The 25,894-nt window shown below is 70.8% G+C and carries 20 protein-coding genes; 12 read left to right on the top strand and 8 right to left on the bottom strand.

Going from position 1 to position 25,894, the window contains the following annotated elements; genetic code table 11:
• Window positions 1-26 precede the first annotated feature (26 nt).
• Both BM013_RS09255 and BM013_RS09250 read left to right on the top strand, forming a co-directional pair.
• Window positions 27-1,214, top strand: coding sequence for an MFS transporter (locus tag BM013_RS09255; protein WP_093125717.1), 1,188 nt, complete (start codon window positions 27-29; stop codon window positions 1,212-1,214).
• A 66-nt stretch (window positions 1,215-1,280) separates the two neighbouring features.
• The gene (locus BM013_RS09250; protein WP_093125714.1) at window positions 1,281-1,673 is read left to right on the top strand and encodes a carboxymuconolactone decarboxylase family protein; all 393 of its coding nucleotides are present in this window, start codon (window positions 1,281-1,283) and stop codon (window positions 1,671-1,673) included.
• 15 nt (window positions 1,674-1,688) lie between these two features.
• Here the strand turns inward: BM013_RS09250 and putA are convergent, their stop codons facing one another.
• Complete coding sequence (putA, locus tag BM013_RS09245; protein WP_093125712.1) at window positions 1,689-5,429, bottom strand: trifunctional transcriptional regulator/proline dehydrogenase/L-glutamate gamma-semialdehyde dehydrogenase; 3,741 nt, start codon at window positions 5,427-5,429, stop codon at window positions 1,689-1,691.
• Window positions 5,430-5,611: 182 nt separating this feature from the next.
• On the opposite strand from putA, the gene BM013_RS09240 reads away from it, so the two are divergent.
• Both BM013_RS09240 and BM013_RS09235 read left to right on the top strand, forming a co-directional pair.
• A complete protein-coding gene (locus BM013_RS09240; RefSeq protein WP_093125710.1) occupies window positions 5,612-6,199 on the top strand; it encodes a helix-turn-helix domain-containing protein in 588 nt (195 codons plus the stop codon).
• Between the two features lie 32 nt (window positions 6,200-6,231).
• Window positions 6,232-6,768, top strand: a complete 537-nt coding sequence (locus tag BM013_RS09235) for a GNAT family N-acetyltransferase (RefSeq protein ID WP_093126771.1) — start codon at window positions 6,232-6,234, stop codon at window positions 6,766-6,768.
• 40 nt (window positions 6,769-6,808) lie between these two features.
• On the opposite strand, the gene BM013_RS09230 is transcribed toward BM013_RS09235, so the two are convergent.
• The 3 genes from BM013_RS09230 to BM013_RS09220 form a co-directional block, all read right to left on the bottom strand.
• Window positions 6,809-7,456, bottom strand: a complete 648-nt coding sequence (locus BM013_RS09230) for a CPBP family intramembrane glutamic endopeptidase (protein WP_218153641.1) — start codon at window positions 7,454-7,456, stop codon at window positions 6,809-6,811.
• Window positions 7,457-7,571: 115 nt separating this feature from the next.
• Complete coding sequence (locus BM013_RS09225; protein WP_093125708.1) at window positions 7,572-8,729, bottom strand: NADH:flavin oxidoreductase/NADH oxidase; 1,158 nt, start codon at window positions 8,727-8,729, stop codon at window positions 7,572-7,574.
• A complete protein-coding gene (locus tag BM013_RS09220) occupies window positions 8,726-9,718 on the bottom strand; it encodes a DMT family transporter (protein WP_256221436.1) in 993 nt (330 codons plus the stop codon). The genes BM013_RS09225 and BM013_RS09220 overlap by 4 nt, the downstream gene beginning before the upstream one ends.
• Window positions 9,719-9,868: 150 nt before the next feature.
• On the opposite strand from BM013_RS09220, the gene BM013_RS09215 reads away from it, so the two are divergent.
• The 5 genes from BM013_RS09215 to BM013_RS09195 all read left to right on the top strand — a co-directional run bounded on the left by BM013_RS09215 (window position 9,869) and on the right by BM013_RS09195 (window position 18,723).
• Window positions 9,869-10,747, top strand: coding sequence for a LysR family transcriptional regulator (locus tag BM013_RS09215; RefSeq protein ID WP_093125705.1), 879 nt, complete (start codon window positions 9,869-9,871; stop codon window positions 10,745-10,747).
• Window positions 10,748-10,881: 134 nt separating this feature from the next.
• Entirely contained in the window at window positions 10,882-11,700 is an 819-nt protein-coding gene (locus tag BM013_RS09210; RefSeq protein WP_093125703.1) for a HoxN/HupN/NixA family nickel/cobalt transporter, read from the top strand.
• Window positions 11,701-11,774: 74 nt separating this feature from the next.
• The gene (locus tag BM013_RS09205) at window positions 11,775-16,619 is read left to right on the top strand and encodes a CapA family protein (protein ID WP_093125700.1); all 4,845 of its coding nucleotides are present in this window, start codon (window positions 11,775-11,777) and stop codon (window positions 16,617-16,619) included.
• Window positions 16,616-17,557, top strand: coding sequence for an alpha/beta hydrolase family protein (locus BM013_RS09200; RefSeq protein WP_256219754.1), 942 nt, complete (start codon window positions 16,616-16,618; stop codon window positions 17,555-17,557). Before BM013_RS09205 ends, BM013_RS09200 begins: the two co-directional genes overlap by 4 nt.
• Window positions 17,558-17,643: 86 nt before the next feature.
• Window positions 17,644-18,723, top strand: coding sequence for an aldose epimerase family protein (locus tag BM013_RS09195; RefSeq protein ID WP_093125697.1), 1,080 nt, complete (start codon window positions 17,644-17,646; stop codon window positions 18,721-18,723).
• On the opposite strand, the gene BM013_RS09190 is transcribed toward BM013_RS09195, so the two are convergent.
• Both BM013_RS09190 and BM013_RS09185 read right to left on the bottom strand, forming a co-directional pair.
• The gene (locus BM013_RS09190) at window positions 18,707-19,696 is read right to left on the bottom strand and encodes an AraC family transcriptional regulator (RefSeq protein ID WP_093125695.1); all 990 of its coding nucleotides are present in this window, start codon (window positions 19,694-19,696) and stop codon (window positions 18,707-18,709) included. The genes BM013_RS09195 and BM013_RS09190 overlap by 17 nt on opposite strands.
• A 118-nt stretch (window positions 19,697-19,814) precedes the next feature.
• A complete protein-coding gene (locus tag BM013_RS09185; RefSeq protein ID WP_093125693.1) occupies window positions 19,815-20,780 on the bottom strand; it encodes an SMP-30/gluconolactonase/LRE family protein in 966 nt (321 codons plus the stop codon).
• 160 nt (window positions 20,781-20,940) lie between these two features.
• Between BM013_RS09185 and BM013_RS09180 the strand changes: the two genes are divergently transcribed.
• On the top strand, window positions 20,941-21,714 hold the full coding sequence (locus BM013_RS09180; RefSeq protein ID WP_093125690.1) for an SDR family NAD(P)-dependent oxidoreductase: 774 nt from the start codon (window positions 20,941-20,943) through the stop codon (window positions 21,712-21,714).
• Window positions 21,715-21,744: 30 nt separating this feature from the next.
• Here the strand turns inward: BM013_RS09180 and BM013_RS09175 are convergent, their stop codons facing one another.
• Together BM013_RS09175 and BM013_RS09170 are read right to left on the bottom strand one after the other, a co-directional pair.
• Entirely contained in the window at window positions 21,745-22,251 is a 507-nt protein-coding gene (locus BM013_RS09175) for a DUF4274 domain-containing protein (protein ID WP_093125688.1), read from the bottom strand.
• Between the two features lie 47 nt (window positions 22,252-22,298).
• Window positions 22,299-23,258 (bottom strand): LysR family transcriptional regulator, encoded by a 960-nt coding sequence (locus BM013_RS09170; RefSeq protein WP_093125685.1) that lies wholly within the window; start codon window positions 23,256-23,258, stop codon window positions 22,299-22,301.
• Between the two features lie 143 nt (window positions 23,259-23,401).
• Here BM013_RS09170 and BM013_RS09165 point away from each other — a divergent pair, with 143 nt between their 5' ends.
• Window positions 23,402-24,868 (top strand): aldehyde dehydrogenase family protein, encoded by a 1,467-nt coding sequence (locus BM013_RS09165; RefSeq protein WP_093126760.1) that lies wholly within the window; start codon window positions 23,402-23,404, stop codon window positions 24,866-24,868.
• Between the two features lie 59 nt (window positions 24,869-24,927).
• Window positions 24,928-25,893, top strand: coding sequence for an ABC transporter substrate-binding protein (locus BM013_RS09160; protein WP_093125683.1), 966 nt, complete (start codon window positions 24,928-24,930; stop codon window positions 25,891-25,893).
• The last annotated feature ends 1 nt before the right edge of the window (window position 25,894 follow it).

The raw sequence follows: 25,894 nt of genomic DNA, 5'->3' as shown, positions 1-25,894 counted from the left end.
CGCTCTTTGAACTTCATCGATCCGCCATGTTCCGCAATCTTTTCTGGCTCACGCTCGGTGCTTTCGCCATCGGCACCGAGAGCTTCGTCGTCTCGGGCCTGCTGCCTTCGCTGTCGGCGGATCTCGGGGTTTCGCTGTGGCGCGCCGGTCAGTTGGTGACGGCGTTCTCGCTCACCTATGCCGTCGCCACGCCACTGCTGGCCGTGACCACGGCCGCATGGCCGCGCGAGCGCGTGCTGCGCGTGGCCATGGGGGCCTTCGCGCTGGCCAACGTGGCCGCCGCGGCTGCGCCCACCTACGGCTGGCTCGTGGCCGGCCGCATCCTGCTGGCCGCCTGCGCGGGGCTCTTCATGGCCACCGCGGGCGGCTATGCGGCCTCGTCGGTCAAGCCCGAGCAGCGCGGCCGCGCCATGGCGCTGGTGTACCTCGGCCTGACCGTGGCCACCGTGGTGGGCGTGCCGCTGGGCACGCTGGTCGGCCACCTGTTCGGGTGGCGCGCCACCTTCCTCGGCGTGGCGGCGCTCTCGGCCGTCGCATGGGTGGGGCTGTGCCTGCCGCGCACGCCGCAGCCGCTGCAGGCCGTGGTCTCGCTGAAGGAGCGCATCGCGATCGCGCGGCGCCCCGACATCCTGCTGGGCCTGCTCACCACCACGACCTGCATGGCCGGCGTCTTCGCCATCTACACCTACCTGTCGCCGCTGCTGGCGCAGGTCAGCGGCTACGGCGACACGCAGGTGGCGTTGGTGCTGATGCTGTTCGGCGTGGGCAGCGCCATCGGCAACCTGTGGGGCGGCCACGCCGCCGATGCGCTGGGCCCGGTGCGCGTGGTGCGGCGCGCGCTGCGCGGCGTGATCGCGCTGTTCTGCCTGGTCTCGGTGATCGCCATGTGGGTGCCGCAGCCGGTGGCAACGTTCGCCATGCTGGCCGTCATCGCGGGCTGGGGCGTGGTCGGCTGGTCGTTCCCGCCCGCGCAGCAGCTGAACCTGGTGCGCAGCGCGCCCACGCTGGCGCCGGTGGTGCTGTCGCTGAACAGCTCGGCGATCTACCTGGGCGTGTCGGTGGGCGCGGTGCTGGGCTCGTTCGCGGTGGCGTCGGGGCACATCGAGCGCGTCGGCTTCGTCGGCGCGGCGTGCGAAGCGGTCGCGCTGCTGCTGGTGTCGCTGGCGGCCCGGCGCAGGACGGTGGCGGTGCGGCCGCTGGCGGACGCGGCCTGAGCAGGCGGGCGGCGGACAATCGGGTCTCCCCGGCCGCATGGCCGCATCGCACCCAAGGAGCCCCTCGTGAAGCCCCAACCCATCGAGTACGCCGCCGCCTCCGACGACGTCAAGGCCGTGTTCGACGACATCAAGACCTCGCGCAACGTGCCCGACGTCAACAACTTCTGGAAGTACCTCGCCAACGACCCGGCCACGCTCAAGCGCACCTGGGGCAGCCTGAAGGAAGTGATGGCACCGGGCACGCTCGACCCGGTGGTGAAGGAAATGGTCTACCTCGCGGTGAGCGTCACCAACAACTGCGGCTACTGCATCGCGAGCCATCACGCCGGCGCCGAGAAGGCCGGCATGACACCCGCGATGTTCGCCGAGCTCATGGCCGTGGTCGGCATGGCCAACGAGACCAACCGGCTCGTGAACGGCTACCGCGTGCCGATCGATCCGGCGTTCGACAAATAACGATCGGCGCGGCGCTCAGCCGATCGTCATCAGGCTCGCGTTGCCGCCGGCCGCGGCCGTGTTGATGCTCAGCGCGCGCTCCACCACCAGGCTTTCGAGCGGAATGGCGACATCGCCCGGCGCGAAGGCCCGCACGCCGACGATCGGCCCCGGCCGCACCGCCAGGCGTTGCATCACGTTCGCAAGCGCGCTCGCGTCGCCGTGGTGCAGCGCGGCGTCGAAGACCACGGTGTCCGACGCCCAGTCGTTCGCCATGGCCACGCATGGCTGCACCTCCGCCGGCAGCGAGGCGCGCAGGGCCTGCGCCGCCGCGTCGGCCGGCCAGATCGCCGTGCTGCCCACCGACAGCACCGCGGCCAGCTGCGTGAGGCGGTCCGCCTCGTCGCCGGCCAGGCACAGCACCGCGTCGCGCGGCACCAGCGTGTAGACGTTGCGCTCGCCGGTCGGGCCCGCCAGCGTGCACGAGCTGCCCGCGCGCGACTGCGCGGCGAAGCGCGTGCATTGCGCGGCCAGCGCCGCGCGGCCGTTCGACGCCGCCCAGCGCGACAACGCCGACAGGGCGCTGCGCGGCGCGGCCGCATCGTTCGCCACCGCGCGCGCCATCGCGTCGTCCGGCCGCTTCGACAGCATGCGCAGCATGTACAGCGGCCCGCCCGCCTTCGGCCCCGTGCCCGACAGGCCTTCGCCGCCGAAGGGCTGCACGCCCACCACCGCGCCGACGATGTTGCGGTTCACATAGACGTTGCCCGCCTTGGCATGCGCCACCACCTGCGCGATGGTCTCGTCGATGCGCGTGTGCACGCCCAGCGTGAGGCCGTAGCCGGTGCTGTTGATCTGCCCGACCAGCGCGCCGAGGTCGCGGCGGCGGTAGCGCACCAGGTGCAGCACGGGGCCGAACACCTCGCGCTGCAGCTCGGCGATGCCGTCGAGCTCGATGAGCGTCGGCATCACGTAGGTGCCCTCGCGCGTGTCGTGCGCGTACTCGCGGCCCTGGCGGAACACCTTGCGGCCCTTCGCGCGCATGGCCGCGATGTGGCGCTCGATGCCGTCGCGCGCCTCGGCGTCGATCACCGGGCCCACGTCCACGGCCAGCCGCGCGGGGTTGCCGATGCAGGCCTCGGCCATCGCGCCCTTGAGCATCTCCACCAGCCGGTCGGCCGCTTCCTCCTGCACGCACAGCACGCGCAAGGCCGAGCAGCGTTGGCCCGCGCTGTCGAAGGCCGAGGACATCACGTCGATCACCACCTGCTCCACCAGCGCGGACGAGTCGACGATCATCGCGTTCTGCCCGCCGGTCTCCGCGATCAGCGGCACGGGCGCGCCGCCGGCGCCCAGGCGCTGCGAGAGCGTCTTCTGCAGCAGCCGCGCCACCTCCGTCGAGCCGGTGAACATCACGCCCTGCACGCGCGCATCGGCCACCAGCGCGGCGCCCACGGTTTCGCCGCGGCCGGGCAGCAGTTGCACCGCGGCGCGCGGCACGCCGGCCTCCCACAGCGCGCGCACCGCTTCGGCCGCCACCAGCGGCGTCTGCTCGGCGGGCTTGGCCAGCACCGGGTTGCCGGCCGCCAGCGCGGCGGCCACCTGGCCGGTGAAGATCGCCAGCGGAAAATTCCACGGGCTGATGCACACCATCGGGCCCAGCGCGCGGTGCGTGTCGTTCGAGAAATCGTCGCGCGCCTGCGCCGCGTAGAAGCGCAGGAAGTCGACAGCCTCGCGCACTTCGGCGATGGCGTTGGGGTAGGTCTTGCCGGCCTCGCGCGCCAGCAGCCCGAGCAGTTGCGGCATGCGCGCCTCGAGCAGGTCGCCCGCGCGTTCCAGCAAGGCGGCGCGCCCGGCGGGCGGTGTCGCGGCCCATTCGGCGGCGGCGCCTTGCGCGTGGGCGATGGCCGATTCGACATCGGCCGGCGTCGCCTCCTGCACGCGGCCGACGATGTCGCGCAGGTCCGCGGGGTTGCGCACGTCGGCCCATGGGTTCGAATTGGCGTCGCCGTCGCCGGCCTGCGCCAGCAGCGGCGAGGCGCGCCAGTCGGCGTGCGCGCTTTCGTGCAAGGCGTTGCCCAGCGCACGCAGGCTGTCGTCGTTCGCCAGGTCGAGCCCGTGCGAGTTGATGCGCTGCGCGCCGTACAGCGCGGCGGGCAGCGCAATCGCCGGGTGCGGCAGGCCCAGCGTGCCTTTGCCTTCCTGCGCGCCCATGCGCTCCACCGTCGCCACGGGGTCTTCGACCAGCACTTCGAGCGGAATCGTCGGGTCGGCGATGCGGTTCACGAACGAGGTGTTGGCGCCGTTCTCCAGCAGGCGGCGCACCAGGTAGGCCAGCAGCGTCTCGTGCGTGCCCACCGGCGCGTAGATGCGGCAGGGCCGGCCCAGCGGCCCCACCACCTGCTCGTACAGCGGCTCGCCCATGCCGTGCAGGCACTGGAACTCGTACTGCCCCGGCGCATGGCGCGACGGATCGGCCATCGTGTAGATGGCGGCCAGCGTGTGCGCGTTGTGCGTGGCGAACTGCGGGTACACCTGTTCGGGCGCGTCGAGCAGCCGGCGCGCGCAGGCCAGGTAAGACACGTCGGTGTAGGCCTTGCGCGTGTAGACCGGGTAGCCGTCGAGCCCGTCGACCTGCGCGCGCTTGATCTCGCTGTCCCAGTACGCGCCCTTCACCAGCCGCACCATGAGCCGGTGGCGGCTGCGGCGCGCCAGGTCGACCACGAAGTCGATGACGAACGGGCAGCGCTTCTGGTACGCCTGGATCACGAAGCCGATGCCGTTCCAGCCCGCCAGCGCGGGCTCGAAGCACAGGCGCTCCAGCAGGTCGAGCGACAGCTCGAGCCGGTCGGCTTCTTCGGCGTCGATGTTCAGGCCGATGTCGTACTGCTGCGCCAGCAGCGTGAGCTCGCGCAGCACCGGGTACAGCTCGGCCATCACGCGCGCATGCTGCGCACGGCTGTAGCGCGGGTGCAGCGCCGAGAGCTTGATGGAAATGCCCGGCCCTTCGTACACGCCGCGTCCGGCCGAGGCTTTGCCGATCGCGTGAATCGCTTCTTCATATGCCACGCGGTAGCGCTTCGCATCGGCGGCGGTGAGCGCCGCTTCGCCGAGCATGTCGTACGAATAGCGAAAGCCCTGCGCCTCGAGTTCGCGCGCGTTGCCCAGCGCCTGCGCGATGGTCTCGCCGGTGACGAACTGCTCGCCCATCATGCGCATCGCCATGTCCACGCCCTTGCGGATCAGCGGCTCGCCGCCCTTGCCGATGAGCCGCGTGAGCACGGCCGACAGGCCGGTCTCGCTGTGCGTGGCCACCAGCTTGCCCGTGAGCAGCAGGCCCCAGGTGGCGGCGTTGACGAACACCGACGGGCTGCGCCCCGCATGCGACTGCCACTGGCCATGCGCGATCTTGTCGCGGATGAGCGCGTTGCGCGTCTCGGCATCGGGAATGCGCAGCAGCGCTTCGGCCAGGCACATCAGCGCCACGCCTTCCTGCGACGACAGCGCGTATTCCTGCAGCAGCCCCTGCACGAGCCCGGCGCGACCGCTCGCGTTCTTGCGGTTGCGCAGTTGCTGGGCGATGCGGTGCGCGAGTTCATGCGCTTCTTGTGCCTGGCCGTCCGGCAGGCGGGCCTGCGCGAGCAGCGGCGCCAGCGCCTGCGGCTCGGGGCGGCGGCAGGCGGCGGTGATGGCCGCGCGCAGGGCCGAGGGCGCCGCGAGTCCGTCCGCGAAATGCGCGAAGGAAGAGGGCAGGGGGGCGTCGCAGGTGGGGTTCATGGAAAGGCTCGAGCTGGTGATATGTTGGATGATCTGCGCTATATCGATGAATATGTGTTCGAAAGATACGTGTATCGCAGAACAAATATCTACAAGCAGTGCATCGCCCGCGCACATGAGCAGGTCGCCCGACTGCATCCAGGCTTGACCAAAATTCCTTTGTATTGGATATTTCATCCAATATGAAAGAAAAAACACCCGCCTCCCTGAACGACCGCATCGCGCAACGCGTGCGCGACCTGCGTGCCGATCGCGGTCTCTCGCTCGACGCGCTGGCCGTGCACTGCGGCGTCAGCCGCTCGATGATCTCGCTGATCGAGCGCGGCGAGAGCAGCCCGACCGCCGTGCTGCTCGAAAAGCTCGCGACCGGCCTGGGCGTGTCGCTCGCCTCGCTGTTCGACGAACCCGCGCCCGCGGCCGACCCCGTGGCCCGCGCGGCCGATCAGCTGCAGTGGCGCGACCCGCACTCCGGCTACCTGCGAAGAAACGTGTCGCCCGGCGGCTTCGAGTCGCCGATCCAGATCGTCGAGGTGCTGTTCCCGCCCAAGGCCCGCGTGGCCTACGAGACGGCGGCGCGCGAGCCCGCCATTCACCAGCAGGTGTGGGTGCTCGAGGGCGTCATCGACATCACGCTGGGCGAAGAGCAGCACCGCCTCGAGACCGGCGACTGCCTCGCGATGGTGCTCGACCGGCCCATGAGTTACCACAACCCCTCGCGCAAACCCACGCGCTACGCCGTCGTGATCGCGACGCTGCCTTTGCGGAAATGAACGACATGACCACCACCTCCACCACCTCCACCATGACCACCATCTCCGACGATGCCCCGCGCATCCGCCTTCTCCGTTCCGTGACCGATGCGGAGATCGAAGGCCTCGCCCAGGTGCTGGCCGACTGCGTCGAGGGCGGCGCCTCGGTGAGCTTCATGCATCCGCTGGCCGCGGAGCGTGCGATCGCCTTCTGGCGCCACGTGGCCGAGGGCGCGGCGAGCGGCGAGCGCGCATTGCTCGTGGCCGAGGACGCAGAAGGCATCGTGGGCACCGTGCAGGTGGTGCTGGCGCAGCCCGAGAACCAGCCGCACCGCGCCGAAGTCGCCAAGATGCTCGTGCACCGCCGCGCGCGGCGCCGTGGCATCGGCGCGCTGCTGATGCAGGCGGCCGAAGCGGCCGCGCGCGAACACGGCAAGACGCTGCTGGTGCTCGACACCTCGAGCGCGGAGGCCGAGCGGCTCTATGCGCGCGTGGGCTGGACGCGCGTGGGCAGCATTCCCGGCTTCGCGCTGCTGCCGCACGGAGAGCCGTGCGCCACCACCTTCTTCTATCGGGAACTGGCGCCCTGAGTGGCCGGTGACGCGCTCGGGTCCGGCGACCCGTGCGCGTTCAGAGAAACGGAATCGTGTCCGCGAGCATGTGCGCGAACACCACGGGCCAGAGCCAGCCGGTGCGAAGGTAGAACGTGCCGAACACCAGCCCGATCACCGCCACGGACAGCGCGCCGTGCGGCCCCTGGTACAGGTGGTACAGCACCCGCACCAGCAGGCTCAGCCCCAGCGCGAACGAAGCGCCGCAGTGGCGAAATCCCTTCTGCAGGTAGCCCAGCAGAAAGACCTCTTCGTACAGCCCGTTGACCACCGACATCGCAACGACCACCGCCAGCGAGGGGCGGGCCGCTTCCATCATGCGGTCGATCGGTTGCGCCGCATCGACCGCGAACGGCGACAGCGCGACGGCGCTGGCCAGGATGCATGCGATGTACAGCAACGCACCCACGCCGCAGCCCCGCCATGACGGCGACGGCAGCAGGTCGCGCATCGCATGGCCGCGGCTGCGCAGGATCAGCAGGGCGATCGGCCCCACGAACAGTTCGAAGCCCACGAGGCCGATCAGCGACGCGTCGCTGATCGTGCCGTTCCTGAAGCCCGCGCTGACCGACCACAGCGAGCCGGCGATGAACCAGCCGAAGCACAGGGCCACCATGCCCAGGGCTTCCAGCGGCGTGGCGTTCGGGGCGGCGGTGGGTGGTTTCATGCGCGTGGGAAGGAGTTCGGGACATGCGCGCATCCCGGCAGGCATGCGGCGCCGGCCGGGATGTTAAGGGCAATGTCCGCAGGCAGGGCGGCGCGCGCGGCGCCGCGCCCCGGGGTCAGCGCGCGCCGAAGCTCGCGTTCTCGAACAGGTCCTTGAACTCGCGCGGCTGCGAGCGCCAGTACTGCTCGGGCGCGTTCACGTGCGCGCCCAGCTCGGCCGCGGCGTGCCACGGCCAGCGCGGGTCGTAGAGCATCGCGCGGGCCAGCGACACCGCGTCGGCCTGCCCGTCGGCAACGATGGCTTCGGCATGCCGCGGCTCGGTGATGAGGCCCACCGCGATGGTCGGCAGGCCAACCTCGGCCTTCACGCGCTCCGCGAATGGCACCTGGTAGCCCGCGCCCAGCGTGATCGCCTGCTGCGGCGACACGCCGCCGCTGGACACATGAATCGCCGCGCAGCCGCGCGCCTTGAGCGCCTGCGAGAACGCCACGGTGCCGTCGAGGTCCCAGCCGCCCGGCACCCAGTCGCTGGCCGACACGCGCACCCACACGGGCCGGTCGGCCGGGAACTCGGCGCGCACCGCGTCGAACACCTCGAGCGGAAAGCGCATGCGGTTCTCCAGGCTGCCGCCGCAGGCGTCGGTGCGGTGGTTGGCAATGGGCGACAGGAACTGGTGCAGCAGGTAGCCGTGCGCCGCGTGGATCTCCAGGCCGTCCAGGCCCAGCCGCGCCGCGCGCCGGGCCGCCGCCACGAAGGCGTCGCGCACACGGGCCAGGCCTGCCGCGTCGAGCGCGATCGGCACGTCTTCGCCGGGCGCGTGCGGCACGGCCGAGGGCGCGTACGCCTTCCAGCCGGTGGGCTCGCCGGGGCGGATCTGCTTGCCGCCCTGCCACGGCGCGCGGCTCGACGCCTTGCGCCCCGCATGGCCGAGCTGCATCGCAATCTTGATCGGCGAATGCGCCCGCATCGCCTGCAGCACGCGCGCCAGGCCTTGCTCGTTCTCGTCGGAATACAGGCCCAGGTCGCCGGGCGAGATGCGGCCCTCGGCCTCCACCGCCGTCGCCTCGATGATCAGCAAGCCCGCGCCCGACAGCGCCAGGTGGCCGAGGTGGATCATGTGCCAGTCGCCCGGCGTGCCCTCGGTGGCGGAGTACTGGCACATCGGCGCGATCACGATGCGGTTGTCGATGCGCAGCCCGCCGATCTGCAGCGGCTCGAACAGGCGGGGCCTGGGCCTGGGCTCGGAAGAAGACAAGCCGGTGTCGTTGCTCATGAGGGGGTCGCTCCGCAGGTGCTGTAGTTGCGCGGATTCTGCGGGGTCCGCGCGATCCTTGCCGCGGGCGATGCGTTGGCCTTTCGGTTCAGGGCGGTATGGATCAGCAGCGCCGCCACCACCATCGCCATGCCCGCCGCTTCGTTCGCCGTGGGCATCCTGCCCAGCGCCGCGCTCATCAGCAAGGCCGACACCGGCACGAAGTTCAAAAACGCCGTGCCCGTGACCGCGCCGAGCGCGCGCACGCCGTAGTTGAAGGCCAGCACCGAGATGGCCGAAGGCATCACGCCCACGAAGAGCAGCGCCTGCCACGACAGCCGCAGGCCCTCCAGGCTGGGCGCCGCCGACCAGCCGAGCCAGGTGGCGCCGACGGCCGCGGCCAGCAGCACCGGCCACGAGGCCAGCACCGTGAGCGCGGTGTACTCGATCACGTCGAGCTCCGGAAAGCGCGTGGTGCCCCGCGTGTACCAGACCCAGCCCAGCGTGCCGGCGAAGGCGATGGCGTCGCCGAACAGCGTGGAGCCGGCCAAGGCGCCATGGCCGAACAGCAAGCCCGAGACGGTCGCCACGCCCAGCAGCGCCAGCGCCGTGGTGAGCAGCGCGGCACGCGAGGGGCGCACGCCGTCGAGCGCCCAGCGCACCAGCTGCGTGGTCATGGGCGTGGTGGCGATGATCACCGCGCCGTGCGAGGGCACCGAGTGCGCCAGGCCGACCAGCAGCATCACGCTGAACACGCCGAAGCCGGCGGCGCCGCGCAACGCCAGCGGTCCCGCATGCCGGCGCAGCTTGCGCCAGGGCGCCGCGCCGCGCGGCAGCACCAGCAGCACGAACAGCAGCGCCGACAGGCTGTAGCGGATCAGCGTGAACCACACGGGTTCGACATGGTGGAGCACGCCCTTGCTCACGAGGAACAGGGAGCCCCACCCGGAGGTGGCGAGCAGCAGCGCGGCAATGCCGGGCAGGCGATGGCGAGGGGACATGGGAAGCATGGAAAAACCTCTGGGAATGGGGTGGGCGGGCCGGTCGATCGATGCCCCAAGAATCGGGGTTGGCGCCTCCGAATGCCATTCGCTTCTTTGGACGGGGGTCTCCAAAAAAGCGAACAGACCGCCACGCCCCGCAAGCCCACAATCCGTGCCATGGAGCTCTACCAACTGAAGACCTTCGTGGCCATCGCCCGCGAAGGCAGCCTGACCCGCGCCGCCGAGCGCGTGTTCACCAGCGCGCCCGCGGTCAGCGCGCAGCTCAAGGCGCTGGAGGACGAGCTGGGCGTGAAGCTGTTCGAGCGCACGCCGCGCGGCATGTCGCTCACCGAAGCCGGCGTCAGCCTGCTCGAGGAGGCCGAACGCACGCTCGACTCGGCCACGCGCATGCGCTCGGCCGCCGAGCAGCTGCGCGGCGCGGCGCAGGGCGTGGTGCGCTTCGGCACGGTGGTCGACCCGGTCGCGCTGCGGCTGGGCGAGGTGCTGGTGGCGCTGGCCGAGCGCCATCCGCAGGTCACGCTGCAGCTCAGGCAGGGGCTGTCTTTCGAGACGCTCGCGGCCGTGCAGCGCGGCGAGCTCGACTGCGCCTACGTGCTCAGCGACAGCCCGCAGATCGACGGGCTGGAGATGGTCCGGCTGAGCCCGGTGGACCTGGTCGTGACGCTGCCGCTGGCGGTGGCGCAGGCGCAGCCCGACCTGTCGATCGAGCAGCTCACCGAGATGCCGTGGGTCGGCACGCCGCCCTCGTGCATCCTGCGCGTGCACCTGGACAAGCTGTTCGCCGGCGCCGGCCGCGAGTACCGCCAGGGCCGCACCGCCGACGGCGAGAGCGCCATCCGCAGCATGGTCGCGAGCGGCATGGGCGCGGGCCTGCTGCGCAGCGACTACGCGGAGCAGGGCGAGCGCAACGGCGAGCTGGCGATCTGGAAAGGGTGGCGCTCGCACACCTGGCTGTGCTGGGTGGCGCCGGCGGGCGGCAAGAAGCCCGTGGCGGTCGAGGCCGTGCGCAGCGCGGTGATGGAGGCGTGGGCCTGAGCGCGCGCGAATTCGGTCCGCGCAAGACTGACCGGAAGCTGATCTGAAGCCGGTCCGGAGCCGATCTGGAGCCGACCGGCACCGGCCGTTGCCGCGCGGTACGATCCCCGCCGCTTCTCCACGCCCCGCTCTTCATGACCGCTGAAATCGCTCCCCTGCCTGGCCTCCTGTTGATGTTCGTGCTCGGGCTGCGGCACGGCCTGGACCCCGATCACATCGCCTGCATCGACGGCCTCACATGGCGCGCGCTGTCGCACAGGCACCGCCACGCGGGCTGGGTGGGCACGCTGTTCGCGGTCGGCCACGGCCTGCTGGTGACGGCCATCGCGGTGGTGGTGAGCCGCCTCACGCTGCACGTCGATCCGCCGGCCGTGGCGGTGCAGGTGTTCGAGTGGATTCCCACCGCGCTGCTGTTGCTGGTGGGCACGCTCAACCTGCGGCTGCTGCTGAGCCGCAACGAGGCCTACGCGCCCATGGGCTGGAAGATGAGCCTGATCCCCAGCGGCCTGCGCACGCGGTCGAGCGCGTGGGCCATCGTGGTCATCGGCGTGCTGTTCGCCACCGTGTTCGACACCGCCACGCAGGCCGCGGCCTGGGGCTACGTGGCGAGCAACCGCGACGGCGGCGCCTGGGCGGCGCTGGCGGCGGGCCTCACCTTCACCGGCGGCATGGTGATCACCGACACGCTCGACGGCCGCCTCGTGTGCCGCATCAGCCGCAGCGCCGAAGGGCCCGAGGCCGGGCGCAAGGCGCGGCGCATCCTGGGCTGGCTGATCGTCTTCATCTCGTACGCCGTGGCCGCCTACAACCTGGCCAAGGCATGGTTCCCGCAGGTCGAGCTCAGCGACATCGCGTTCTCGTGGGCCGGCTTCGCGCTGGTGGCCGTGATGCTCGCGCTGTGGAGCTGGATCGCCCGCGCCCGGGCACGCGCCCGCGCCGGCCACCGGCGCTGAGATTCCGGCGGGCTGAAAACCCTGGGTTTCGGGGGTGGCACGGGCACGTGCTCGCTGTCATCATTCGCCGCTGAATGAACCAAGACCCCACCCAAGGCCCCACGCCCCTCGCCGATCTCCTGCGCCGCGCCAGGCAAGCGCTGTCGGATCCCTCGGGCGCATGGCGGGGCGCACGGAAGGATGAGTCGCCGGCCACGGCCGAAGCCGGGTACGTCGTGCTGATCGCCGTCGGCGAAGACGGCAGCCGGGCGCGGGTGGTCTCGGGCCGCGGCACCGACATCGAGGCCGCATGGCAGGCCGCCGCGAAGGCGGCCGATGCGCAGGTCCGCCGCGCCGCCCGGCCGCCGCAGCGCCTGCGCGCCGAGGTGGTCGACCAGGTGACGCCCATGACCTGGGGCGCGCTGAAAGCGAAGTTGGCGCAAACCAAGCGCAACTACTTCAACCTGGGCATCGCGCTCGACGCGCAGTTCGAGCTTGCGCTGCTCGCGCAGGAAATGCACGGCAGCGCCATCCTCTACAACGGCGACGTCGACCATGCCGAGCCCAACACCGGCAACCTGCGCCTGCACGGCAAGCGCCGCTTCGGCCGCGAGATCGACTTTCCGTCGGACGACGGCACGCCCGTGTGGTGCTTCACCACGCGCGCCGTGTACGCCGATGCCAAGGGCGCGTGGCCGATCGAGGCCGAAGGGCAGGCGGCGGGCTTTCGCGCGCTGCACGACTGGAACGCGCCGCAGGTGCACGCGATGGTCGAAGACGCCAGCGCCTACCTCGCCGCGCAGGTCAAGCCCACGGGCGAGTTCGCGTACGGCTGGTTCCCGTGCTTCGACCGCGCCATTCCCACCTACAACACGCTGCGCCATGCGAGCTCGACCTACGCGATGCTCGAGGCCTGGGAGGTCACGCGCGGCGGCAGCGCCGCCGACGCGACAGACGACAAGCTCAAGGCCGCCATCGACCGCTCGCTGGCCTTCCTGACCGGCACGCTGATCCGCCCCGCCCACCTGCCCGACGGCACGCGCGCGGCCTACCTGCTGGACGTCGGCAACGAGGTCAAGCTCGGCGGCAACGCCGTGTGCCTGCTGGCGCTGGTGAAGTACACCGAGCTCACGGGCGACCGCCGGCACCTGCCGCTCATGGAGCAGCTGGCGCTGGGCATCCGCCACATGCAGGACCCGCAGACCGGCAGCTTCGTGCACGTGCTCAACGCGCCGGCGCTCGACGTGAAGGCGAAGTTCCGCGTCATCTACTACGACGGCGAGGCCGCCTTCGGCCTGATGCGGCTGTACGGCCTCACGCGCGACGCGCGCTGGCTCGCGATCGTCGAGAAGGCCTTCGAGCACTTCATTGCCGCGGAGCACTGGCGCGCGCACGACCACTGGCTGAGCTACTGCGTGAACGAGCTCACGCGCTACCGGCCCGAAACGCGCTACTACCAGTTCGGCCTGCGCAACGTGGCGGGCTACCTCGACTTCGTGCTCGAGCGCATCACCACCTTCCCCACGCTGCTCGAGCTGATGATGGCCGCGCGCGAGATGGTGCTGCGGCTGGAGGCCGACCCCGCGCTGCGGCCGCTGCTGGCCGGGCTCGACCGCGCCAAGTTCGACCGCGCGCTGGCGTACCGCGCGCGCTACCTCGCCAACGGCCACTTCTGGCCCGAGCTGGCGATGTTCTTCCGCAACCCCGCGCGCATCGCCGGTTCGTTCTTCATCAAGCACCACAGCTTTCGCGTGCGCATCGACGACGTGGAGCATTACCTCTCGGGGTATGTGGCCTACCACCGGATGCTGAAGGAAGGCGAGGCACAGCGCGCCGCCACCGCGCCGGTGGCGGCCCCTGCAAGCCCGATGGCCGCCACCGGCGTGGTGGCCTGGGGCGGCGACGTGAACCTGGCGCGCCGCCAGCACTACCGCCTGCACGAGCTGGGCGGCGCGCACCGGATGCTTGGCGACATTCCCGCGCTGCGCGAGGCCGATCTGCGCATCGTCAACCTCGAATGCGTGGTGGCGACCGCGGGCGAGCAGGGCGTGGACAAGGACGAGACCGCGCCGTACTACTACCGCGCGCGGCCCGAGATGCTCGCGGTGCTCACCGAGGCCGGCATCGGCATGGTGGCCACCGCCAACAACCACAGCGGCGACTACGGACCCGAGGCGCTCGTGGAGCAGCAGGGCCTGCTCGACGCCGCGGGCATCGCCCACGCCGGCACCGGCCCCACGCTGGAGGCCGCGCTGCGCCCCGCGTTGCGCCGCGCGGGCGGCGTGCGCGTGGCGCTGTTCTCGCTCGACGCCACGCAGCCGCGCTTCGTTGCGAGCGTCGAGCGCCCGGGTGCCGCCTGGCTGCCGCTGGACGACCCCGGCGCGTGGACCGCCACGCTGGCGCCGCGCATCGAGGCCGCGCGCCGCGAGGCCGACGTGGTGCTGGTGGCAGTGCACTGGGGCGACAACCTCGAGACGGTGCCCTCGAAGGCCGAGATCGCGGTCGGCCACGCGCTTGTCGATGCAGGCGCCGACGCGGTGCTCGGCACCTCGGCGCACGTGCTGCAGGGCATCGAGGTCTACCGCGGCCGGCCGATCCTGCACGACGCGGGCGACCTGCTGTTCGACTCCGTGCGCGACGACCTGGGCGACGGCGGCGTGTTCTCGCTCACGCTGGGATTGCGCGGCGTCGAGGAGGTGGTGTTCACACCCATCGGCGTCGGCTTCGGGTTCTCGCGGCAGCGCGAGGGCGACGAGGCCAGCGCGCTCTGCGAACGCTTCGCCGCGCAGTGCCGTGCGCTCGGCACCGAGATGACGTTGCTGCCGAACGGGCGCTGCGCGGTGCGCCTCTCACCGCCCGAACTGCAGCCCGGGCGCCTCGCCGTCCGCGCGGACGACACGCCGCCGGCGTTGCCCCCGGCCCCCGTCATCGGCCCGGTGCCGGTGCCGCGCCCCGAATGGACGGTCGACGCGGTGCCCGACGATGCACGCATCACGCCGCTGCAACTGGGCCCGCTGCGGCTCCTGGGCCTGCGCTGCGCGCCCCGGCAGATCGCCGGACGGCGGCTGCTGTGGGTCGAGTCCTTCTGGAGCGCCGACGCACCGGTGACGCACGACCTGCGCATCCAGTTCCGCGCGCTGCCGATGCGCAGCACCCGCATGCCCTCGTGGGGCACGGGCATGGACCACGACCCCTGCGACTGGATGTGGCCCACCAGCCGCTGGGAGCCGGGGCGCATCTACCGCGACCGCTACGGCCTGCGTCCGCCGCGCGCCAGCCTGATGAGCAGCGACGTGCTGCAGCTCGAAGTGCGCCTGCGCACCGGTTCGCCCGGCATGGCCGAGCCGCCGCCGCGCCGCCTGGCGCTGTGGTGCGGGCTGCGCGTGCCGGCGCTGCCCACGCCGCTGCCGCAGCGCGGCGCGCCCACCCTCGCGGCCGACCGGCCCGGTGCGGGCGCAACCCCCGAGCCGGCCTGGACCGCCGCGCAGCTGCAGCAGGCCACGGGCGGGCAGTGGCTGGTCGCACCGCCGCCCGGCTGGCTCGCCAATTCAGTGGTGCGCGGCCCGGTGCAGATGGGCCTGCTGCCCAGGCCCGCGCTGTTCATCGCCTCGGACTTCCCCACGCTGGCCGCGCACGAGAACTACAGCAAGCCGCGCCCGGACCGATGGGACAGCCACCGCGAGTTGCCCGCGCTGCATGGTGCATTGAGCGGCGCGCTGGCCGGTGCGGTCGTCGCGCACCCGGTCGACGGGCTCGACCCGGCGTTCCCGCTGCTGCAGGTGGCCGACCCGATCGCCGCCCTGATCGCCATGGGCGCCGCCGCGCGCGAGCGTTACCGGGGCTTCGTGGTGGGCGTGACCGGCACGGTCGGCAAGTCGTCCACCATCGCCATGCTGCGCGACCTGTTGCCCGAGCGCGCGCGCGTGCACACCACCGTCGGCAACTACAACTCGCGCGTGGGCGTGCCGGCCACCCTGGCCGGCCTGGCGCCCGACACCGACGTGTGCATCCTCGAGATGGCGCAAAGCGGCCTGTGGATGGACCGCGGCCCCATCTCGCTGATGGCGCGGCCGCACGTGGCCGTCATCACCGAGATCGGCCTGTCGCAGACCCGCCAGGCGTCCACGCTGGCGCTCACGGCCGAGTACAAGTCGCGCATCTTCCTGGGGCTGGAGCCCGGCGGCGTGGCCATCGTGCCCGATCACATGGCCTGCCTGCGGCAGGTGGTGGACGCCGCGGCCTGCACCGCGGGCGCCATCTGGGTGGTGGGCACCGGGCCGGACGCCAACGTGCGCGTGCTCGACACCCGGCCCGAGACCGGTGGCGGTTGCCGCGTGCGCATCGCCGTGCCGGGGCGCACGCACGAGTACATCTTCCCGGTGGACAGCGCGGGGCTGGTGCGCAATTCGGCGCTGGCCTTCGCCGCGCTGATGGCCATGGGCTTCGACGCCGAAGCCGCCTGCGCGCGCATGCCGCAGGTACGGCTGCCCGCCTCCGTGATGCAGGTGCGCGCGCTGCGCACCCGGGCCGGCGTGCAGGCCACGCTGATCGACGACAGCTGGAACGCCGAGGTCATGTCGATGCGCAATGCCATGGAGTTCGTGCGCACCTACCAGCGCGCGCCGCACGGGCCGGTGGTGCGCAGGATCGGCGTGCTGGGGCGCATCGTCAACCTCGACAACGAGGCCGAGGCCATGCACCGCAGCCTGGCCGCGCCGGTGCTCGCGTCGGGCATCGAGCACCTGGTGACGCACGGCGAGGAAATGCGCTGGCTGCGCGAGGAAATGCCGGCCGGCCTGCTCGGCCCGCACTTCGACGACGCCGCGCAGCTTGCGGGCTACCTCGGCGGCATCCTGCGCGACGGCGACCTGGTGCTGGTGAAGGGCGACCGCGACCGGTCGGACTTCGGCCACATCCCCGGCCTGCTGGAGCAGCTGTGAGCGCATCGGCCTTCTTCCTGCGGCACGCGCGCTGCGCCCTCGTGGTGCTGGCGCTGGTGCAAACGGCGTGCGCGCAACGCACCGGCCCCGACGTGCCGCGGCCCTTCGCCGCCAGCAACGACGAGGTGCTGCACTGGAACCAGCCGGCCGACCGCGCGAGTTGCCCCGACCGCCGCGGCTACCTCTGGGTGCAACCCGCCGAAGGCCCGGCCTGCATCCGCTACTTCGCGAGCAACGACATCGACGGCGCGCGCGTGGCCATCGTGCAGTTCTCGGGCGACCGCGACAGCGTGATGAACCAGGCGCCCACGCGCATCTCCGGCAACACCGAAGCCCTTCGCACGCTCGACGCGCAACGCAGCCGCGATCGCGCGGGCGTGCCGTGGATCTTCATGGCGCGGCCCGGCACCTACGGCTCTTCGGGCGATCACCGCAGGCGGCGCGAGCCGGTGGAGTTCCATGCGCTCGACGCCGCGCTCGACGCGCTGATGCAGCGCCACCGGCTGCAGCGCATCGTGATCCTCGGCCACAGCGGCGGCGCCACCGCGGGCGCCGCGCTGCTGACCATGGGGCGCACGCGCATCGCCTGCGCGGTGCTGACCTCGGGCGCCTACGGCCTGCTGGAGCGTGCGCGCCTGCTGGGCCAGTCGAAGGGCGGGCGCACCGACACCACGGGCAGCACGCAGTTCTACGACCCGCTGGACCACGTGCCGGGCATCGTGCGCGACCCGGCGCGGCGCATCGTGCTGATCGGCAGCCGCGAAGACCGCAACACGCCCTTCGCGCTGCAGGAGCGCTTCGGCGACGCGGTGGCCAAGGCCGGCCACCGCATCGAGGTGCAGACGCACGCGGCGGAGCCGCCGCTGTACCACGACCTCACCGACGGCATCGGCCTGCGCACCGCGTCGCAGTGCGCGCGCGAGGCAGCGCCGCAGTAGGGCGGCAAGGAACGCGGAGCACGCGACATCGACGCAGCGACACAGCGACAAGAGCAACCACAACAGACCCTGGAGACAGCCCACGCATGAGCAGCAGCACCATCACCGCGCGCGAATACGGCCACATGCCCGACGGCCGGCCCGTGACCGAATACACCCTCGACAACGGCCGCGGCCTGAGCCTGAGCGCCATCAACCTGGGCGGCATCGTCACCGCGCTGCGCGTGCCCGACCGCCACGGGCGCAGCGCGAACGTGGTGCTGGGCCTGCCCTCGCTGGCCGAGTACCTGAAGCCGCATCCGCACTTCGGCACCGTCGTCGGGCGCTATGCGAACCGCGTCGCGGGCGGGCGCTTCACGCTCGACGGCACGGCGCACCAGCTGGGCCTGAACAACGGCGTGAACTCGCTGCACGGCGGCGCCACGGGCTTCGGCAAGCGCTACTGGGACATGGCGCCGCTGCCGGCGCAGGAGAACGGCGGCGACGTTGCCATCGAGCTGCGCTACACCAGCGCCGACGGCGAGGAGGGCTACCCCGGCGAAGTGCAGCTCGCGCTGCGCTACACGCTGCCCGCGGGCAGCGACACCTGGCGCATCGACTACAGCGCCACCACCGACCGGCCCACGGTGCTCAACCTGAGCCACCACGACTACTTCAACCTGGCCGGCGGCGGCTCGGTGCTCGACCACCGGCTGACGATTGCGGCGAGCCGCTACTGCCCGGTCGACGCCACGCTGATTCCGCTCGGGCTGGCCGACGTGGCCGCCACGCCCTTCGACTTCCGCACGCCGACGCGCATCGGCGAGCGCATCCGCGAAGGGCACGAGCAGCTGCTGCGCGCGCACGGCTACGACCACAACTGGGTGCTCGACCGCGGCGACGCGCCCCACGGCCTCGCGCTTGCGGCGCGCCTGGAGCACGACGCCTCGGGCCGCGTGATGGAGGTGCACACCAGCCAGCCGGGCGTGCAGTTCTATTCGGGCAATTTCCTCGACGGCAGCCTGTTCGGCAGCGAGGGCGCCAGCCTGCGCCAGGGCGACGGGCTGTGCCTGGAAACGCAGCACTTCCCCGATTCACCGAACCAGCCGGGCTTTCCGTCGACCGTGCTGCGGCCCGGCGAGCGCTTCCACAGCGCGACCGAGCACCGCTTCAGCGTGCGTGCGTGACGCCGGCGTGCATCGTGGCGCCACGGGGCCTGCGGTAGGCGGTGTCGCTGCGGTACTCGCCGGGCGTCACGCCCTTGAGGCGGCGAAAGTGCCGGTTGAAGTTCGACACGTTGTTGAACCCGACCAGGTAGCAGATGCTGGCGATCTGCTCGCGCCCGTCGCGCAGCATGCGGCATGCCTCGGTGATGCGCGCGCGCGTCACGAACTCGGTGAAGGTGTGGCCCGTGGCGCGGCGGAAGAAGCGCGAGAACGCGCCCTTGCTCATGCCCGCGTGGCTGCTGACGCTTTCCAGCGAGAGCTCCTGCGCGCAGTGCGCGTGGATGTGCGCGAGCACCTTCTCGATCTTGCGCGGCGAGCCGGCGTGGTGCAGCGCGGTGTCGGTCGACGACAGCGCGCGGCATGACGGCCAGTGCGCCAGGTCGTTCAGCAGCCGCGCGAACTCCGCGAAGCGCGCGAGTCCCGATTCGGCCTGCACGCGGTGCATGCGCCGGCGGATGTCTTCGCTGGCGCCGAGAAACTCGATGCCGTGCCGCGCGCGGCCCAGGAACGCCATCGCCTCCTGCAGCTCGGGGAACAGCTGCGTCGCCTCGCGCAGCGTGTCTTCCTTGAACTGGATCGCGAGGCTGCGCACCGCCACGCCGCCCTCGGGCGCGTCGGTGGACACCAGGTTGTGCGGCACCCGCGGCCCGATGAGCACCAGGAAGCCCGGCGCAAAGCCCGCGATGTCGTCGCCGATGTAGGCCTTGCCGTGCGTTGCCACGACCAGGTGCAGCTCGTGGTCGTCGTGGTAGTGCCAGCGCTCGTGCGGCGAGGGCGAGCCGTGGGCCACGCAGCGCACCAGGTTCGCATGCGCGCACGCCGGCCCGGGCTCGGGGCCGCGCAGCGTGTCGTCTTCGTATTCGGCGCTGCGCGGGCTGGGCAGCTGCGGTGGCTGCGGTGCGGAGGGTGTGGTGGGGGTCTGTCGCTGGAACATCGGCGGATCGGATTATTCCAAAAAAGAAAACGTTTGCGCAAACGTTTGCTCATAAGGTTTTACCCTGATCCGACGCAACGCCGAGGGCCGCTCGGCCCTCGCTGCGGGACCGAAGCGCTCAGCCCGCGAACAGCGCCGCCGGCACGCCCGGGCTGCCGATGCGCACCTTGAAGAGCCCGCCCGCCAGCGGCTCGGCGGCCTGCTGTTCGGGCGTGAGGCCGTTGCGCGCGGTCGTGATGTACAGCGTGCAGAGGTCGGCGTCACCGAAGGCGCAGTCGGTGACATGGCTCGCGGGCAGCGCGATGCGGCACAGCTCCACCGCGCTCACCGGGTCGTGGCAGGTGACGCAGGCGCCGCCCCAGTGCGCGATCCACAGCCGGCCGGCCGCGTCGGTGGTCATGCCGTCGGGCAGTCCGTCGGGCTTGGGAAAGCGGTGCCACACGCGGCGGTTCGACACGCTGCCCGCGTCCATGTCGAAGTCGTAGGCGTAGAGGCGGTTGAGCACCGTGTTGTTGAAGTACATGGTGCGGCCGTCGCCCGACCACGTCGGCCCGTTGGTCACCTCGAAGCCGTCGTCGTGCCTGGTGCAGCGGCCGTCGGCGTCGTAGCGGTACAGCGCGCCGGTGGGCGCCTTGCAGTCGAAGTCCATGCTGCCGGCCCAGAAGCGGCCGCGGCTGTCGCACTTGCCGTCGTTGAAGCGGTTGCCGGTGCGCTCGGGTTCGGGCTGGTGCAGGTAGCGCGGCTGGGCGCCGTCGCCCGGCGCGGTGGTGTCGAACAGCGCGAAGCCGCGGCGCAGCGTGATGAACAGGCCCGGCTCGGTGGCGCGCTCGGCGATGGCGGTGATCTCTTCGCCGAAGGTCCAGGTCCGCTGCGCGCCGGTGGCGGGGTCGTAGCGGAACAGGCGCGGCGTGAGGATGTCGATCCAGTAGAGCGCCTGTTCGCGCTGCGACCACAGCGTGCCTTCGCCGAGGTTGGCACCGGCGGGCCAGATGCATTCGAGCGCGCCCACGACCGCGGGGGCCGCGAGCGAAGGAGCGGGAGTGAGAGGCAGCGGGGGAGGGGTGTTTGTCTCTGGGTTGTTCATGGCTTGGTTTCCTTCTTGTGGCGTTCTTCTCGTCATGTCTCCTTGACGCGCCGGATCGTATCAAGGCATATTGATAACGGAAATTTAAAATATCGGCATCGATAGATATGCAATTTGCAATGTCAGTTGTCCAGCCTTTTCGCCAATCCGGAGACATTTCTTGAATTCCCCCCAGCTTTCCATCCATCCCAGCCTGAAGGGCCGCACGGTGTTCGTCACCGGCGGCGGCAGCGGCATCGGCGCGGCCATCGTCGCGGCGTTCGCGGCGCAGGGCGCGCGCGTGGCCTTCGTCGATATCGCCGGCGAAGCCAGCGCGGCGCTCGCGCAGCAGATCACCGGGGCCGGTCACGCCGCGCCGTGGTGGCGCGCCTGCGACGTGCGCGACATCGGCGCGCTGCAGAAGGCCATTGCCGACGCGGCCGCCGAGCTCGGCGACTTCGCGGTGCTGGTCAACAACGTGGCCAGCGACGACCGCCACACGCTCGAGTCGGTCACGCCCGACTACTACGACAACCGCATGGCCATCAACGAGCGGCCCGCGCTGTTCGCGATCCAGTCGGTGGTGCCGGGCATGAAGCGCCTGGGCTTCGGCTCGGTGGTCAACCTGGGCTCCACGGGCTGGCAGACCAAGGGCTCGGGCTACCCCTGCTACGCGATCGCCAAGTCGTCTGTGAACGGCCTCACGCGCGGGCTGGCGGTCGACCTGGGCCGCGACCGCATCCGCATCAACACCGTGTCGCCCGGCTGGGTGATGACCGAGCGGCAGGTGAAGCTGTGGCTGGACGACGAGGGCGAGAAGTCGCTCAAGCGCAACCAGTGCCTGCCCGACAAGCTGATGCCCGAAGACATCGCGCGCATGGTGCTGTTCCTCGCGTCGGACGACGCGAAGATGTGCACCGCGCAGGAGTTCACGGTGGACGCCGGCTGGACCTGAGCGCCACACCCGCCGTTCACCCGGCGGCACTCATGCGTCGTCGAACAGCGCCTCGATCTTCTCGGCCACCTCGAACGGAATGCCGTCGTCGTACTGCTCGGGGTCGAGGTCGACCGGCTCCGTGCCCACCTCTTCGAGCATGAGCGCCGGCACGGGGCGCAGTTTGGGCAGGTCGGGGTAGTCGCCCGGGCCGCCGCCTTCGGAGTGCTCCGGCGCGAACCAGATGCGGCTCGCGGCATAGAAGCCCTCGGCATAGCGCTGCTCGATGAGCTTGAGCACCTCGAAGTCTTCCTGCTGGTAGTCCTCGATGTCTTCGTCCGAGGCGTACTGCACGTACCAAGCCGCGCCCAGGTACCAGTAGATCAGCAGCGCGGTGCCGCGGTCGAGCTTCGGGTTGTCGACCAGCCAGCGCAGCATGGGCAGGTTGTCGTCGTAGTTGGAGCGCGCGGCATACACGTGCCATTGCTCGGGCGTGGCGCTTTCCAGGTAGGACAGCACCAGTTCGTGAATGGCCTGGTCGCGTTCTTCGTCGGTCATCGGTCGGTCCTTGCGGGTGTGGGTGGGTGGAGCGCCGATTTATACGTTCAGCTCATGTCGAGTTTGCGACCGTACACGCTCATGCTCGCGGTCTTCAGCGCCTTCATCATCACCTTGGCCGCCGGCGACAGCAGCCGGTCGGTGCGCGTGATGATGCCGAAGGCGTCCATGTGGCAGGGCATGTCCAGCGGCAGCAGCGACACGATGCCGTGCGACGCGTAGTAGCGCGCCACGTCGGTTGCCAGCACGGCCACCATGTCGCTCTGCTGCAGCATGCGCGTGATGAACAGCAGCGCCGAGCTCTCGATGGTGTTGGTCGGCGGCGCCAGGCCTTCTTCCTGGAACATGAGCTCGAAGCGGTGGCGCAGCACGCTGCCCGCGGGCGGCACGATCCAGCCGGCGCTCACCACGTCGCGCAGCGTGAGGTTGCTCACGCCCAGCAGCGGGTGGCCGGGGCGCACCAGCGCGCACACGGGTTCCTCGGTGAGCGCCTCGTAGCGCAGCTGCGACTTGTCGTGCTCGGCGAACAGCCGCGCCACCAGGATGTCGAGCTTGCCCTGCTCGAGCCGCTCGATCAGCACCGGGCTGGTCTCGATCTCCAGCGACACGCGCAGGTCGGGCTGCTCGCGCTTGACCATGGCCACGGCCGGCGGCATCAGCGTGAGGCCCGGCGCGGTGATGGTGCCCACGCTCACCTGGCCGAAGCGCCCGGCCTTCAGCGCGGTGAGCTCGTCGTGCGCCTGGTTCAGGCTGGCCAGCGCCACGCGGGCGTGGCGGATCATGGTCTCGCCGTACCAGGTCGGACGCATGCCGCGCGGCAGCCGGTCGAACAGCGGCACCTCCAGCACGTCCTCCAGGTCCTTCAGCAGCTTGGAGGCCGCGGGCTGCGTCATGTTGAGCACCTGCGCGGCGCGGTGGATGTTGCCTTCCTCGGCCAGCGCGACCAGCAACAGCAGTTGCCGGGTCTTGAGCCGGGCGCGGATGAACCAGTGGTTGTAGTTGGTCATTTCTGTGAAAACGAAGGTCTGACCGGGTTTTCCAGAATCCGGCGATCGATATGCATTTTGTCGAAAAAACGATTGGATCGATATCGATTCTGTTCCTAGACTTGCCTCAGATCCAGAACAACAGAGACAAGGGCCACGCCACGGTGATTCACGGCGAGATCCATCAGAACGTGCGGCAGTACATCAACGGCCGCTGGGAAACCAGCGCGACCACCGGTGTGAGCGCCAATCCCTCGGACACCAGCGAAGTGGTGGCCGAGTACGCACGCGCCGACCGCCGCCAGGCCGAGTTCGCCATTCGCGCCGCCACCGAGGCCTTTCCGCACTGGAGCCACAGCACGCCGCAGCGGCGCGCCGACGTGCTCGACCGCATCGGCGCCGAGTTGCTCGCCCGCAAGGACGACCTGGGCCTGCTGCTGGCACGCGAGGAGGGCAAGACACTGCCCGAGGCCGTGGCCGAGGTGGCGCGCGCGGGCCAGATCTTCAAGTTCTTCGCGGGCGAAGCCTTTCGCGGCGGCGCCGGCGGCGGAGGCAGCGAGAACGTGGCCTCGGCGCGCGCGGGCGTGCAGGTCGACGTCACGCGCGAACCGGTGGGCGTGGTCGGGCTCATCACGCCGTGGAACTCGCCCTTCGTCATTCCCGCCTGGAAGATCGCGCCCGCGCTGGCCCATGGCAACAGCGTGGTGTTCAAGCCGGCCGAACTGGTGCCGGCCTGCGGCTGGGCGCTGGCCGAGATCATCAGCCGCGCCGCCTTGCCGGCCGGCGCGTTCAACCTGGTCATGGGCAGCGGCCGCGAAGTGGGGCAGGCGCTGGTCGACAGCGCGCTGGTCGATGCCCTGAGCTTCACCGGCTCGGCCGCCAACGGCGAGCGCGTGCTGCAGGCGGCCGCCGCGCGGCGCGCCAAGGTGCAGCTCGAAACCGGCGGCAAGAACGCCTTGGTGGTGCTGGCCGACGCCGACCTCGACCGCGCCGTCGACTGCGCGGTGCAGGGCGCCTACTTCTCCGCCGGCCAGCGCTGCACGGCGTCGAGCCGGCTCATCGTCGAGGCCGCGGTGCACGACGCCTTCGTCGCCAGGCTGCGCCAGCGCCTGAAGACGCTGACGATCGGCCACGCGCTGGAGCGCGGCGTCGACATCGGCCCGGTGGCCGACGAAGAGCGCCTGGCGCAGAACCTGGCCTGGGTCGGCATCGCGCGCGAAGAGGGCGCTGAGCACGTGTGGGGCGGCGAGGCGCTGCAGCGCGCCACCGCCGGCCACTACATGAGCCCCGCGCTGTTCCTGGCCAAGCCCGCGCACCGCATCGCGCGCGAGGAAATCTTCGGCCCGCTGGCCTGCGTGCTGCGCGCCGACGACTACGACGAAGCGCTGGCACTGTGCAACGACACGCCCTTCGGCCTGTGCGCGGGCATCTGCACCAACTCGCTCAAGCACGCCATGCACTTCAGGCGCCATGCCGTGGTCGGCATGACGATGGTCAACCTGCCGACCGCGGGGGTCGACTTTCACGTGCCCTTCGGCGGACGCAAGGGGTCGGGCTACGGGCCGCGCGAACAAGGTCGCCACGCCGCGGAGTTCTACACGACGGTGAAGACCGGCTACATGCTGGCCTGACCCACCACAACGGTTCTCGATCGGTTCTCAACAAGCAAGTCAACAGAAGGAGACATCCCATGACCATGAATCGCCGCACCCTCAACACCGCGCTCGCCGCTGCCGCCTTGAGCGGCCTGCTGCCCGTGTCCGCCCTCGCGCAGAAGAAGCTCGTGCTGGGCTTCGCGCAGGTCGGCGCCGAAAGCGAATGGCGCACCGCCAACACCGAGTCGATCAAGTCGTCCGCCAAGGACGCGGGCATCGAGCTGAAGTTCTCCGACGCGCAGCAGAAGCAGGAAAACCAGATCAAGGCCATCCGCTCGTACATCGCGCAGAAGGTCGACGTGATCGCCTTCTCGCCCGTGGTCGAGTCGGGCTGGGAAACCGTGCTGCGCGAGGCCAAGGCCGCCAAGATCCCGGTGGTGCTGACCGACCGCTCCGTCAACACCAAGGACGACTCGCTGTACGTGACCTTCATGGGTTCGGACTTCACCGAGGAAGGCCGCAAGGCCGGGCGCTGGCTGGTCGAGAAGATGAAGGACCAGAAGGGCGAGGTGAACATCGTCGAGCTGCAGGGCACCGTGGGCTCGGCGCCGGCCATCGACCGCAAGAAGGGCTTCGAGGAAATCATCAAGGCCGACCCGAAGTTCAAGATCATCCGCTCGCAGACCGGCGACTTCACGCGCGCCAAGGGCAAGGAAGTGATGGAAGCCTTCCTGAAGGCCGAGGGCAAGAAGATCAACGTGCTCTACGCGCACAACGACGACATGGCCATCGGCGCGATCCAGGCCATCGAGGAAGCGGGCCTGAAGCCGGCCAAGGACATCACCATCATCTCGATCGACGGGGTGAAGGGCGCCTTCGAAGCCATGATCGCCGGCAAGCTCAACGTGTCGGTCGAATGCAGCCCGCTGCTCGGGCCGCAGCTGATGCAGGCGGTGAAGGACATCAAGGACGGCAAGACGCTGCCCAAGCGCATCGTCACGGTGGAAAGCATCTTCCCCATGGAAGTCGCTGCCAAAGAGTTCCCCAACCGCAAGTACTGAG

The sequence above is a fragment of the Variovorax sp. OK605 genome (assembly GCF_900115445.1).
In the GTDB taxonomy this organism is placed as follows: domain Bacteria; phylum Pseudomonadota; class Gammaproteobacteria; order Burkholderiales; family Burkholderiaceae_C; genus Variovorax.
Note: the sequence above shows the minus strand (reverse complement) of the source record. Positions and strands in the feature narration are given on the sequence as shown.

Coding starts and splice junctions, on each gene's coding strand:
- BM013_RS09255 (WP_093125717.1), top strand. CDS start 27: ATGTTCCGCAATCTTTTCTGGCTCACGCTCGGTGCTTTCGCCATCGGC.
- putA (WP_093125712.1), bottom strand. CDS start 5,429: ATGAACCCCACCTGCGACGCCCCCCTGCCCTCTTCCTTCGCGCATTTC.
- BM013_RS09240 (WP_093125710.1), top strand. CDS start 5,612: ATGAAAGAAAAAACACCCGCCTCCCTGAACGACCGCATCGCGCAACGC.
- BM013_RS09235 (WP_093126771.1), top strand. CDS start 6,232: ATGACCACCATCTCCGACGATGCCCCGCGCATCCGCCTTCTCCGTTCC.
- BM013_RS09230 (WP_218153641.1), bottom strand. CDS start 7,456: ATGAAACCACCCACCGCCGCCCCGAACGCCACGCCGCTGGAAGCCCTG.
- BM013_RS09225 (WP_093125708.1), bottom strand. CDS start 8,729: ATGAGCAACGACACCGGCTTGTCTTCTTCCGAGCCCAGGCCCAGGCCC.
- BM013_RS09220 (WP_256221436.1), bottom strand. CDS start 9,718: ATGCTTCCCATGTCCCCTCGCCATCGCCTGCCCGGCATTGCCGCGCTG.
- BM013_RS09215 (WP_093125705.1), top strand. CDS start 9,869: ATGGAGCTCTACCAACTGAAGACCTTCGTGGCCATCGCCCGCGAAGGC.
- BM013_RS09210 (WP_093125703.1), top strand. CDS start 10,882: ATGACCGCTGAAATCGCTCCCCTGCCTGGCCTCCTGTTGATGTTCGTG.
- BM013_RS09205 (WP_093125700.1), top strand. CDS start 11,775: ATGAACCAAGACCCCACCCAAGGCCCCACGCCCCTCGCCGATCTCCTG.
- BM013_RS09195 (WP_093125697.1), top strand. CDS start 17,644: ATGAGCAGCAGCACCATCACCGCGCGCGAATACGGCCACATGCCCGAC.
- BM013_RS09190 (WP_093125695.1), bottom strand. CDS start 19,696: ATGTTCCAGCGACAGACCCCCACCACACCCTCCGCACCGCAGCCACCG.
- BM013_RS09185 (WP_093125693.1), bottom strand. CDS start 20,780: ATGAACAACCCAGAGACAAACACCCCTCCCCCGCTGCCTCTCACTCCC.
- BM013_RS09175 (WP_093125688.1), bottom strand. CDS start 22,251: ATGACCGACGAAGAACGCGACCAGGCCATTCACGAACTGGTGCTGTCC.
- BM013_RS09170 (WP_093125685.1), bottom strand. CDS start 23,258: ATGACCAACTACAACCACTGGTTCATCCGCGCCCGGCTCAAGACCCGG.
- BM013_RS09160 (WP_093125683.1), top strand. CDS start 24,928: ATGACCATGAATCGCCGCACCCTCAACACCGCGCTCGCCGCTGCCGCC.